The sequence below is a fragment of the Arthrobacter sp. UYEF21 genome (genome assembly GCF_040546085.1).
Taxonomy (GTDB): Bacteria; Actinomycetota; Actinomycetes; order Actinomycetales; family Micrococcaceae; genus Arthrobacter.
In genome coordinates this window covers 16,048-26,652 of record NZ_JBEPNF010000011.1, presented here as the reverse complement: position 1 = coordinate 26,652, position 10,605 = coordinate 16,048, and the positions used below count along the sequence as shown (strand labels likewise).

Genomic DNA, 10,605 nt, shown 5'->3' with positions numbered 1-10,605 from the left:
TGACCGGCGGGGCGGTGCGCTGTGGCAGAGTGGAGGCATGGACAGGGCTCCGCAGAACGCGCCACACAACACTCCGCACCCAGCACCGCTGTCCGGCACGCAGCTGTTCCGCCTGGCGCACCGGGTTTCCGACACCGTCAACGGCGTGCGGGTCCGGCTCGCCGGACGCTTGAATTTCGCGCCGCAGACCATCGCGTACCAAGGCTACGGATCATCCACGGGCTGGGTGCGCGTCCTTGGCCGGGTCCTGCTGACCAAAAAGCCCACCCCCGGCAGCAGGGCCGAAAACGCAGCCCTCAACGGCACCCAGAACGTCCGCGGCTGGCGGGCCTTCACCAGCGTTCCCGTGGCGCACACCGGGGTGGAAATAACCATCGGCGGAGTCACCACCCGGGTCAACGCAGACCGTGGCGGGCTGATCGACACGGTGGTGGACGTGGCACTCGCCCCCGGCTGGCACACTGCCGTCCTGCGGGCCGACGGGACCGAACCAGTGGAAACACTGATCCAGGTGATCGATGCCAACGCGAAGTTCGGCATCGTGTCCGATATCGACGACACCGTGATGGTGACTGCCTTGCCGAGGCCGTTCCTGGCGCTGTGGAACACGTTTGTGCTCAGCGAGCGGGCACGGATGGCCACCCCAGGGATGGCCGTCCTGTTGGACCGCCTCACCATCGAACATCCCGATGCGCCGGTCATCTACCTGTCCACCGGTCCGTGGAACGCCGCCCCCACGCTGAAGCGGTTCCTGAGCCGGAATATGTACCCTTCCGGCGCACTTCTGCTCACGGACTGGGGCCTCACCCAGGACCGCTGGTTCCGCAGCGGGCAGGAGCACAAGCTCCGCAATCTGGAGCGCCTCGCCCAGGAATTCCCGGGCATGCGGTGGCTCCTGATCGGCGACAACGGCCAGCACGACGAGCAGATTTACTCCGGCTTCGCCCACGACCACGACGACAAGGTGGCCGCCATCGCCATCCGGCAACTCTCCGTCAGCGAGTCAGTGTTTGCCGGCGGGCACTCCGAGGACGGGGACCACACAACCTCGGTAGTGCCCTGGATCTACTCGACGGACGGCGCGGGAATGGCCAAACAGCTTAAGGCCATGGACCTGCTCTAGGCCCCCCACCCAGGCGGTGGCACCTCACGTCAGGCGGTGCGTCCAGCCTCAGGCGGAGGCATCCGCGGTGGTCACGCCGTCGTCGGGAACTTCTGCTGCCTCCGGTTCCCCGCTGGCGGCCTGCGCGACGGCGGCCCCCGCCGCCCCTGCGAGGTTCCGCTCCTCGATGAGCTCCTGAAACCAGAAATAGGACGCCTTCGGTGTCCGTTCCAGCGTCTCGAAATCGACATGCAGCAGGCCGAACGGCTGCTTGTAGCCCGCAGACCATTCGAAGTTGTCCAGCAGCGACCACACGTAATAGCCGCGCAGGTCTATCGCGTCTGCTTCGCCGCCAGGCGCCGTGGCCTTCAGCGCCGTCTCGATGTGGTCAGAAAGGTATTTCAGGCGCCGCTCGTCCGGGATGAAGGTGGTGTTGGTGGACTTGTCGCGGACGATAATGTCCTCAAAACTGGCTCCGCCTTCGGTGATGATCACCGGCGGCAGGCCGGGATACCGCGCGGCCATCTCCTTGAGCGCAACCGCCATGTATTCGGGCTTGACCGGCCAGCCGTAAGAGGTGATGTCGGCCTCGGGCCAGGTCTCCACGTGGAACGGGGTGGCACCGTTGCCCGCAGCACTCAGGTCGCTGCCCATGGCTTCCGCCATGCTTGCCGGCACGGCCCCCTCGCCTGGTCCCACCGCAACTTTGGTGGGCATGTAGTAGTTCAGGCCGTAGTAGTCCAGCGGCTGGGAAATGATCTCCATGTCCTCGTCCGGGTGCTCGAAGGAGCCGAAAAACTTCGCGGCCCGGATCAGGTCCGGGTACTTGCCAGTCAGGACCGGGTCAGCGTACAGCCGGTTCTGGGCAACGTCCATCAGTCCGGCGCTGATTTTGTCCAGGGGATTAATCGAGTTGGGGACCATCGGCGAGTACACGTTGGTCATCCCGATTTCGCCGGGGACCCCCGCCGCACGCAACGCCTGCATGGCCAGCCCGTGGCCCAGCAGTTGGTGGTGGACGGTGGGCAGGGCGTTGAGCATGAGCGCTTCGCCCGGCGAGTGCAGGCCGAGCGTGTAGCCGTTGGTGGTGACGGTGGCTGGCTCGTTGATGGTGCACCACCGCGCCACCCGGTCACCGTAGGCCGCAGCGGCGATCGCGGCGAACTCCCCCAGGCGGTAGGCGGTATCGCGGTTCATCCAGCCGCCGGCGTCGTCCAGCGCCAGCGGCGTATCCCAGTGGTACAGGGTGAGCATCGGGGAAATGCCGTTAGCCAGCAGCTCGTCAAGGAGCCTGTCATAGAAGGCCAGGCCAGCCGGGTTCACCGGGCCGCTCCCGTTGGGCTGGATCCGGGACCACGAGAGCGAGAACCGATAGGAATCCACGCCGAGCTGTTTCATCAAGGCCACGTCGCCGGGCATGCGGTGATAGTGGTCGCAGGCAACGGCTGGGCTGTGGTTGTCCACAATGGCGCCGTCCCTGGCGGAAAACACATCCCAGCCAGCCGGGCCGCGGCCGTCTTCAGTGAGCGCGCCTTCAATCTGGAACGCGGCGGTGGCCACCCCCAGGGTGAAGTCCGCAGGGATGAGGGCTGCCAGGTCTTTGGCGGAAATATGCATGCTGTCAGCCCTTAATGATGGCGGAAACTGGAACGGGTAAGAATCAGAATGGCACACGCCGGGCGTGGCTGGCCAACGCGGCTGCTAGGGTCTGGGAATGGATGAAAAACTGGGGAAGTTCATCGACGATTTTGGCGCACTGGTCCAGCTGGCGCAGGCCGGAAACTACCGGGAGCAGAAGGGTCAGCAGCTGCTTCCGGCGCTGACCGGGCATCTCGGGGTACCGGCCGACGGGCTGTCCGTGGTGGAGGAGAAGATCCTGCCGCACCGCTTTGTGGACGCTGACATTGTGATGGCGGGACTCGCCGCCCAGGACCCCGTCAGCCGGCTGGTGGGAATCGGCGGCGGCGGCCAGCGCCACCACCAGTCCCTCAGCGACATGGTCCAGCAGTCCCAGCTCTTTCCGCAGTTTCCGCTCGCCCAGCCTGACTACGCCAACCTGGCGGTAGGGCCGGACAAGCAGCGGCAGGCCGTGGCGCTGGGCCTTTGGCTTTTCGCCTTCGCCGGGAGTCCGCTGGCTGTCCTGCAGCGCGACGCCGACCCCCGCTCCGGACGCCAGACCGCCTCGCTGGAAGTGCTGGCCGGCAGCCCGGAAACGGCCGCCCGGTTCCTGGCCGAGTTCCGCCTCCGGATGGACAGCAACAGCGTCCTCAAGGGACAGGTCATTTCCCTGGTGATGTCCGAATACGGCCCCAGCACCGCAGGGGTGACGTTCCACCACCGCCCCAGCCTCCCGGCGTCGGACGTCATTTTGCCCGAAGGACTGCTGCAAAAGGTGGCCGACCACACCGTGGGCATCGCCACCCACCGGGCGTCCCTCAAAAGCCACGGCCAGCACCTCAAACGCGGCATCCTGCTCTACGGCAGGCCTGGAACCGGGAAAACGCACACTGTGCGCCACCTGCTCAGCCAGAGTGAAGGGTCGACGGCGATACTCCTCTCGGGCGGGTCGCTCGCCCGGATCTCCGAGGCCGCCCGCATGGCCCGCGCGCTCCAGCCGTCCATTGTGGTGCTGGAGGACTGCGACCTCATCGCGGAGGACCGGAGCTTCGGGCACGGGCCCCAGCCGCTCCTCTTTGAGGTGCTGGACGCCATGGACGGGCTGGACAACGACGCGGACGTCGCGTTTGTCCTCACCACCAACCGGCCGGACATGCTGGAACGGGCACTGGCGCAGCGGCCCGGCAGGGTGGACCTCGCCGTCGAAATCCCGCTCCCGGCGCACGCCGAGCGGGTCCGGCTGCTGGAACTGTACGGCCACCTCGTCGCGTTCAGCACCGAAGCCCTGGAGGCGGCGGCGCAACGAACAGAGGGCACAACCGCGTCCTTCGCCCGCGAGCTGGTCCGCCGGGCGGTGGTGGCCGCGGCGCTGGAAGACGCGCCGGTGTCCGACGCCCACCTTGCCGCCGCCGTCGAGGATCTGATGGCGGATGCCGAAACCCTCACCCGCAGCCTGCTGGGCAGCGGCGCGGAATCGGCGGCCGCGCCTGGTCCCGGCTTCCCTGGGCGGCCCGGCCTATTGTGAGCCGAACAGGAACTCCTTGGCGTGGGCCACAGCCTTCCGGTAGGCATCGTTCCGGAAGGTGACGAGGTGTTCGGTGTCGCCGTCGGCCGGTTCGAGGTATCCCGTGTAGCCCGGACGGAGTATCCAAATGTCACCGGTGGGCGGGAGATAGAACACCCCGAAGGAGCGCTGCTGGCCTTCGTCGGCCGTCCACACCGGCACCACTGCCAGCGCCGCACCCGTGGAAGGGTTAATCCACTGCGCACGAGGAACCGGCTCCTCATGAGCCTCGGGATCGAGGAACGGTGCCGTGCCCTTGCCCCAGCGCTCTTCGAAGCGCTCATGGAACGCCGGAATCAAATGGGAATCGTAGCGACGCCACTCGCTCATGGAAGTTCTCCTCTGGTGTGTTCGGGACCTAGGCCGAGGGCCCGCTTTCCCAGCGAACCGGGGTGATCCCGATGGCATGGGTGGGCTGGCTCCCGCGGCCTGCGACCTTCCGGATGGGGATGACGGTAGGGGCGGCACTCGGCGTGGTGGCCCCCGCGCGGTTCCCGTCGTAGGCAGCGCGCCGCTCAGGGTTGCGCAGAACGGCATAGGCCTGCATGATCCGCAGCAGCTCGCCATCTTCCGCATGGTGATCAGCTACTTTGAGGCCCTCGACGTCGGGGTGGCGGGTGCGTATCAACGAGCGGTAAGCACGTGAAATCTCCTGCTGGCTGGCGTCGGGTTTCACGCGGAGAACGGCATCAGGGTCGGGCTGGCTTGGCATAGCGGTACTTCTTAAGGATCCGGACGGGTAAGGGGCGCCGGAGGCCCGGCCGCAGCCGGGTCCCCCGCCGCATAAGCCAGTTCTGGACCGGCTACTTAGCTATCTCGTGCACCTGGCTCGTGGTTTCGATCTCTATCCTGCGCGCCTTGACCTGATTGGCCACCGGAATCCGCAAGGTCAGGACGCCCTGGTCGTAGCTGGCCTTGATGTTGTCAGTATCCAAGGTGTCGCCCAGGATCAGTTGGCGGCTGAACACACCGCGGGGGCGTTCCGAGGCCACCAACTCAACATTGGGCTGGGTCGGATCACGGCGCTCGGCCCGCACGGTCAGAACGTTCCGCTCAACATTCAGGTCCACGGAGTCCACTTTGACGCCAGGCAGATCGAACGCCACCACAAACTCTCCGTTGTCCTGCCAGGCGTCCATTGGCATGGCCGCCGGCCGTGCCGCGGTACCGAACACCTGCTGGGTCAGCCGGTCCAGCTCACGGAACGGGTCTGTACGCATCAACATCATTTCCCACTCCTTCAGCATGCCTTTGCATTGAATCTGAGCATATCCACCGCCGCACTTATCTATGGTGGTGAATATAGATTTTTTATAGCACTTGTGGGAAGCTGAAGCAAGCCACTTGGACCAAATTCTTTGGAGCGAAAATGACCGGACCAGAGCCCGCACGTGGACCCACTCCCCAGGCCAGCCGGGCAGTCTACGCAATCTCCGTTGCGTCCCAGCTGGCAGGCACGGGCCAGCAGAACATCCGCCTTTACGAGACCCGCGGACTCCTGACGCCCGCCCGCACCTCCGGTGGCACACGGCAGTACAGTAACGCAGACATCGCCGTCCTCCTGCATATCGGGGAGCTGCTGGAACAGGGACTCAATCTCGCCGGCGTCGCAAAAATACTGGAACTGGAGGCCATCAACGCCGAGCTGGTGCGCGCCCTGGCACGGGCGCGCACCAGCTCGGCGAACTAGCAGTTGCCGGCGTCAGTCGCCCGGCATGTCCGCTTTGGAGAGTTCGCCGGTGACCCGTTCGCCGGGAATCCTGGCCGTCCGCCAGGTATCGAGGGCGATGACGGCGCCCAGAATCACCAGGGACAAGGAAACAGACGCGAGCGCATCACTGAGCCAGTGGTAGCCGAGATACAAGCGGCTTATCACGGCGAGGACAATGCCGATGACCGCTCCCACGAACCCGAAGACGACCGATCGCGGGTTTTGACGCCTCGAAAAGACCAAGAACGCCGTCACCAAGAGGAAATCACAGGCACCCAGGACGTGGCCGGAGGGGTACGAAAACGTGTGGTCGGCCCCGAACAGCATGAGGTCCACAGGCGGACGGGACCGGCGAATGATCTGCAGGATAATCTGCGAAACAATAACTCCGGTCAGCATTGCACCGGCCAGGAGGATGGGGCGCCATGCGTGTTTAGCCGCGAAGCCCCAAACTACAGTCACCACCAGCACGATGATGGGCAGTGCGATCGGGCCAAATATTATGGCCAGAAAGATCATCACGCCAGTGAGCGTTTCGGTCCGGAGCGACACCAGCCATTCGCGGGTGGACTCGTCGGGAACTGAAGGTCCGATGTTGCTCTGCAGGACCACCCACAAGGTGATCGCAAACAGCGCTGTCCCCACGATCATGAGGACCACACCGGTCCGATAAAGACCCTTCCGCGCGGCTGGCTCCACGAAGCGTTCCTCCACCACGAATTTCTCGTGGAAGGTCCGCCAGAGTCCGTTTTTCTTACTGGAATCGCCTGACATACCGGGTCCTGCCTTCTCTGTCACGGTAAATTCTGCCCGTGCGCTGCTGGATTTTTTCCTAGGGTGAAGATTATCCTTTTTCGGGCAGCAGTGGCCCGCTCATGTTCCGCCGGCGCCATTTTTCACAAGGGGGAAGGCCGGCTTCCCGACGGCCAGACCTTCCACGCAGCCGGCGCCTCGGCTGGTGGGTGAACCATCCTGGCGCAGGTTCGCCCCATGCGGGGGTCCGGGACCTAGGCGGAGCTGCCGATCTTCCGAACGGCGCCTCCTGCGGGCTGTGCCGCAGTCTTGAGCCCGCAGCCCTCCTCGACGAACCGGGTAAGGGTGGCATAGCCGAATGTCTTGTACGTGATGTTGGGCCACCGCTTTCGCAGCAGCAGACCCAGCCGCTGCGCACTGACCTTTCCGTTCACCCACAGCGTGGGATCGTCCCTGATGAACCCATGGATGCTCGCCTTATAGAGCTTGAGTTCAGGGTGCTCGAGTACGGTGGCTTTGGGTGCCGGGGACTTCTTTTGTGCTGGCTGGGGCTTTTTAACTGGTTGCGGCTTCTGGTTGCCTGGTTTCGGCTTCTTGGCCGGCTGGGCCTTCTTAGGAGGCAGGGCCCTTTGGGCAGGGACCACGGCCGGGGCTTGGGCGACGTCGATGATGTGGAAGCGGTCTGCAACGGACGGCAGCAGTTTGTTGACCGCACCGGCCGCCGGGTGCGAGGTGGTGGCCACGAAGGATCGCTTCCCCAGGGCATGGAGCCGGCGGATAAGGGGCACGAAGTCACCGTCGCCGCTGACAATCACGAACAGCTCGATCCATGGCATGTCTGCCGCGACTTCCAGGGCGTCCACCACCAGCTCGATGTCAGCGGCATTCTTGGTGCTGTGGTCGAAGGAGAAAACCTGTACAGGCTTGATGCTGCCGGCAAGCAGCTGGCGCCTGTACCCGGCCATGTCGCCCCGGGCCCAGTTGGCGTAGGCCCGGGCGACAGCTGTCTGACCGCCCAGGCCGCTGCGGGCCACCTCCGCTTCGATGTCATGTATCACCTGGTCGAGCGGCACGGTGGCGACATCTTTGCCATAGCCGCCGAAGAGGTTCTCCATGTCCACGAAGATGGCAACATCTCGCTTCTGATCCACCGGCACTGGCTCCTCCCCCAAACGAACAGTAAGCAGAGCCTACATCGCGGGGGCTGTCAGCGAACGGTGGCGCCACTCTCCGTTGTTGCCGTCAGCGCGAGCTCGTCCCGGCTGGCGTCCCGCCGGCGGTTCAGCACAGTGGTGCAGCCCGAGGAAGCCTGGATCCGCTATGACCCGCAGGTGATCCGCTGGCGGCTCGCCTCATCCCGGCGCATGGAGCAGCTTCAGGCGCTCAACGAGCTCCGCGGCGCCATCGAACCACAGGCGGCCCGGCTGGCCGCCGAACGTGCTTCGTGGGATGCTGGCAACGAGCTGGTCTCGCTCGCAGCACGTCTGTGGGCGGCAGGCCAGCGCGGCAACCAGGAAGAATTCCTCCGGCTGGACGTCGAGTTCCACGCGGCTGTGCTCAAGGCATCGGGCAACGCCATGTTTTCCCAGCTCCAAGACCTTTGTGTCCGAGGTCCTGACCGGTCGGGCCGAGCATGGCCTGATGCCGCACCTGCCGCACCACGAAGCTCTGCAGCTGCACGTGGATGTGGCAAGTGCCATCCAGCGTGGCGAGTCCGCTGCCGCGCATGCTGCCATGAACAGGATCGTGGAACAGTTCGCCGAAGAGGTGGGTCACATCTGGTCAGAGCATCACCCTGACAGCGGACCGGACTCATCCCGGCAACCGGGAAAGCCCGACGGCGCTCCCCAACGGCCGCCGTCGGACTCCCCTCGCGCGCCGCAGGATTAGAACGAACCCGTTGTAAACTGCCATGTCCTGGGGGCCAGCGGATTGCCCGCAAGGTCGCGGATGGCGGCTCCACCGCCGGTGACGGTGACCGTGTACTTGGTCTTGGCCGAGAGCGCATTCTGGGGGTCCAGGAGCCACTGGTTGGTGGTGCCGTTGCGGACGACGGCGGCCGCCACCACTGTCCCGGTGGCCGCGTTCGTCACAGTGAATGTCCCCGTGCCAACACCCTGGACAGCCTCACTGAAGGTCACCGAAATGTTGTTGCTCCGCTTCACCAGGAGGGCGTTGCTGCCGGGCGTAAACGCCGTGATGCTGGGCGCCGGCCCCGTGGTGAATGTCCAGCTGGTATTGGCCAGCGGTGTGCCCGCTGCGTCCCGGATGGCAGTGGAACCGCCCACCAGCGTCACGGTGAAGACGCCGTCCGCGGACAGGTTTACGGACGGATCGAGGGTGGCCGTCTTCGTGGACGCGGTGTAGCTGACCGTTGCAGGAATACCCGTGCCTGCGGCGCTCCGGAGCACAAATGTTCCGGCGCCAACCCCCAGGACATCGGTGCTGAAGATGGCGGTCACGTTGCTGGCCACCGGAACCGCCGTCGACTGGGCGCCGGGTGATTTGGCCGTAACAGTGGGGGCGGGTGCCGGGGCGGGAGCAGCCGCCGCGGTGTACAGCAGGCGGTTCGGCGTTCCGGTCCCGCCGCCGCTAATGACTCCGGCGGTGGCGCCCGAGATCAGCGCGGAGGCGACCTGGGCCGGAGTGAGCGCCGGGTTTTGGGACAGCAGCACCGCCGCGGCGCCAGCCGTGTGGGGCGACGCCATGGATGTGCCGGACATGGAGGCTGTCGCGGTGGTCGAGGTGTAGTACGCGGACGTGATGCCGACGCCGACGCCGGGAGCATACAGGTCAACGCAGGAACCGAAGTTCGAAAAGGAAGCCTGCCGGTCGGCGGAATCGCTCGCTGCCACGGTTACGGCGGCGGGGAGTCGCGCCGGCGAGCTGCCGCAGGCGTCCGCCGCAGAGTTGCCGGCGGCAACCACCGCAGCGACGCCGTCGTTGATGACACCTTGCAGCGCGGAATCCACGGCTGCACTGGCCGCTCCGCCCAGGCTCAGGTTGACCACCGCGGGCTGCCCGGGCGCGTGGTTGGCGGCGATCCAGTCCAGGCCAGCGACAACGTCGGAGTTGAAGCCGGAGCCGTTGCAGTCAAGGACGCGGACGCGGACAATCGTTGCCCCTTTTGCCACGCCGTAGGTTGACCCGGCAATGGTTCCGGCCACGTGGGTGCCATGCCCGTTGCAGTCGACGGACCCGCGGCCGTCAGCCACGGCGCTCCAGCCTTCGGTGATGCGGCCGGAAAACTGGGTGTGGGAGGCCAGTACCCCGGTGTCCACCACATACGCACTGACTCCGGCGCCTGCGCCGGTCCAACTGAAGGTACCGGACAGTGGCAGTGCCCGCTGGTCCACGCGGTCCAGTCCCCACGGCGCTGCCTGCTGCGTTTCAGACACCGTGACGGCGGCGTCCACCTCCACGGAGGCAACGCCTGCCGAGCGGGACAGCGCCGCAGCCTGCGCAGGGGTTGCAGTCACCACCGCACCCCGGAGGGCGTCTGAAAAGGTGCGTCCGACACCGATGCCCTGGGACTTTAGGCGCGCCGCCTCGGCGGGAACATCCGTTCCCGGGGCGTAGCGGACCAGGTAGCGGACGCTCGCCTCGTTGCCGGTTTCGGCCCTGTTGCCCGTTCCGGCCCGGTCCGCGGCCGCTGCCGGGAGCGCGGGAGCCGCGAGGACTGCGGCGGTGATCAGCATCGTGGCAGCGGGCAGCACAAAACGGAGGGTGCGCATGGTGGGTTCCTGGCGTGACGGTGCGGGCTGGTTGGCGGCGTTAAGATCTCCGCCTCTCACCAGAGTAGGAGCCCGTGACGCACTATGGACGGGACCTCAGCCGATCCTGCGCCAAACCTTCGCC

General features: G+C 65.9%; 11 protein-coding genes and 1 pseudogene. 5 read left to right on the top strand and 7 right to left on the bottom strand.

All coding sequences use genetic code 11. From position 1 onward, the window contains the following. The first annotated feature begins 37 nt into the window (after positions 1–37). Positions 38–1,123, top strand: coding sequence for an App1 family protein phosphatidate phosphatase (locus ABIB27_RS12325; RefSeq protein WP_354217847.1), 1,086 nt, complete (start codon positions 38–40; stop codon positions 1,121–1,123). 48 nt (positions 1,124–1,171) lie between these two features. Here ABIB27_RS12325 and ABIB27_RS12320 read toward each other — a convergent pair whose 3' ends face one another. Then, a complete protein-coding gene (locus ABIB27_RS12320) occupies positions 1,172–2,719 on the bottom strand; it encodes a glycoside hydrolase family 1 protein (RefSeq protein ID WP_354217846.1) in 1,548 nt (515 codons plus the stop codon). A 97-nt stretch (positions 2,720–2,816) separates the two neighbouring features. Here ABIB27_RS12320 and ABIB27_RS12315 point away from each other — a divergent pair, with 97 nt between their 5' ends. After that, positions 2,817–4,244 (top strand): AAA family ATPase, encoded by a 1,428-nt coding sequence (locus ABIB27_RS12315; protein ID WP_354253940.1) that lies wholly within the window; start codon positions 2,817–2,819, stop codon positions 4,242–4,244. Here ABIB27_RS12315 and ABIB27_RS12310 read toward each other — a convergent pair. The 3 genes from ABIB27_RS12310 to ABIB27_RS12300 form a co-directional block, all read right to left on the bottom strand. Next, positions 4,236–4,613, bottom strand: coding sequence for a hypothetical protein (locus ABIB27_RS12310; protein ID WP_354253939.1), 378 nt, complete (start codon positions 4,611–4,613; stop codon positions 4,236–4,238). The genes ABIB27_RS12315 and ABIB27_RS12310 overlap by 9 nt on opposite strands. Positions 4,614–4,641: 28 nt before the next feature. Next, the gene (locus ABIB27_RS12305) at positions 4,642–4,995 is read right to left on the bottom strand and encodes a J domain-containing protein (RefSeq protein ID WP_354253938.1); all 354 of its coding nucleotides are present in this window, start codon (positions 4,993–4,995) and stop codon (positions 4,642–4,644) included. Positions 4,996–5,086: 91 nt separating this feature from the next. After that, positions 5,087–5,509, bottom strand: coding sequence for an Hsp20/alpha crystallin family protein (locus tag ABIB27_RS12300; protein ID WP_354217861.1), 423 nt, complete (start codon positions 5,507–5,509; stop codon positions 5,087–5,089). A 143-nt stretch (positions 5,510–5,652) separates the two neighbouring features. Here ABIB27_RS12300 and ABIB27_RS12295 point away from each other — a divergent pair, with 143 nt between their 5' ends. Next, complete coding sequence (locus ABIB27_RS12295) at positions 5,653–5,973, top strand: MerR family transcriptional regulator (RefSeq protein WP_354253937.1); 321 nt, start codon at positions 5,653–5,655, stop codon at positions 5,971–5,973. Positions 5,974–5,985: 12 nt separating this feature from the next. Here the strand turns inward: ABIB27_RS12295 and ABIB27_RS12290 are convergent, their stop codons facing one another. Together ABIB27_RS12290 and ABIB27_RS12285 are read right to left on the bottom strand one after the other, a co-directional pair. Next, positions 5,986–6,768 (bottom strand): phosphatase PAP2 family protein, encoded by a 783-nt coding sequence (locus ABIB27_RS12290; RefSeq protein WP_354253936.1) that lies wholly within the window; start codon positions 6,766–6,768, stop codon positions 5,986–5,988. A 233-nt stretch (positions 6,769–7,001) separates the two neighbouring features. After that, positions 7,002–7,898 carry an NYN domain-containing protein gene (locus ABIB27_RS12285; RefSeq protein WP_354253935.1) on the bottom strand — a complete coding sequence of 299 codons (897 nt, stop codon included), beginning with the start codon at positions 7,896–7,898 and terminating at the stop codon, positions 7,002–7,004. Between ABIB27_RS12285 and ABIB27_RS12280 the strand changes: the two are divergent. Together ABIB27_RS12280 and ABIB27_RS12275 are read left to right on the top strand one after the other, a co-directional pair. Further along, positions 7,797–8,309 (top strand): annotated as a pseudogene (locus ABIB27_RS12280) (FCD domain-containing protein); the annotation flags it as partial. The gene ABIB27_RS12285 and the pseudogene ABIB27_RS12280 sit on opposite strands and share 102 nt — an antisense overlap. Positions 8,310–8,388: 79 nt before the next feature. Continuing rightward, complete coding sequence (locus ABIB27_RS12275; RefSeq protein ID WP_354253973.1) at positions 8,389–8,637, top strand: hypothetical protein; 249 nt, start codon at positions 8,389–8,391, stop codon at positions 8,635–8,637. Here the strand turns inward: ABIB27_RS12275 and ABIB27_RS12270 are convergent. Continuing rightward, the gene (locus ABIB27_RS12270; protein ID WP_354253934.1) at positions 8,634–10,481 is read right to left on the bottom strand and encodes a S8 family serine peptidase; all 1,848 of its coding nucleotides are present in this window, start codon (positions 10,479–10,481) and stop codon (positions 8,634–8,636) included. The two genes, ABIB27_RS12275 and ABIB27_RS12270, sit on opposite strands and share 4 nt — an antisense overlap. Positions 10,482–10,605: the final 124 nt, after the last annotated feature.

Coding starts and splice junctions, on each gene's coding strand:
- ABIB27_RS12320 (WP_354217846.1), bottom strand. CDS start 2,719: ATGCATATTTCCGCCAAAGACCTGGCAGCCCTCATCCCTGCGGACTTC.
- ABIB27_RS12315 (WP_354253940.1), top strand. CDS start 2,817: ATGGATGAAAAACTGGGGAAGTTCATCGACGATTTTGGCGCACTGGTC.
- ABIB27_RS12310 (WP_354253939.1), bottom strand. CDS start 4,613: ATGAGCGAGTGGCGTCGCTACGATTCCCATTTGATTCCGGCGTTCCAT.
- ABIB27_RS12325 (WP_354217847.1), top strand. CDS start 38: ATGGACAGGGCTCCGCAGAACGCGCCACACAACACTCCGCACCCAGCA.
- ABIB27_RS12270 (WP_354253934.1), bottom strand. CDS start 10,481: ATGCGCACCCTCCGTTTTGTGCTGCCCGCTGCCACGATGCTGATCACC.
- ABIB27_RS12300 (WP_354217861.1), bottom strand. CDS start 5,509: ATGTTGATGCGTACAGACCCGTTCCGTGAGCTGGACCGGCTGACCCAG.
- ABIB27_RS12305 (WP_354253938.1), bottom strand. CDS start 4,995: ATGCCAAGCCAGCCCGACCCTGATGCCGTTCTCCGCGTGAAACCCGAC.
- ABIB27_RS12275 (WP_354253973.1), top strand. CDS start 8,389: ATGCCGCACCTGCCGCACCACGAAGCTCTGCAGCTGCACGTGGATGTG.
- ABIB27_RS12290 (WP_354253936.1), bottom strand. CDS start 6,768: ATGTCAGGCGATTCCAGTAAGAAAAACGGACTCTGGCGGACCTTCCAC.
- ABIB27_RS12295 (WP_354253937.1), top strand. CDS start 5,653: ATGACCGGACCAGAGCCCGCACGTGGACCCACTCCCCAGGCCAGCCGG.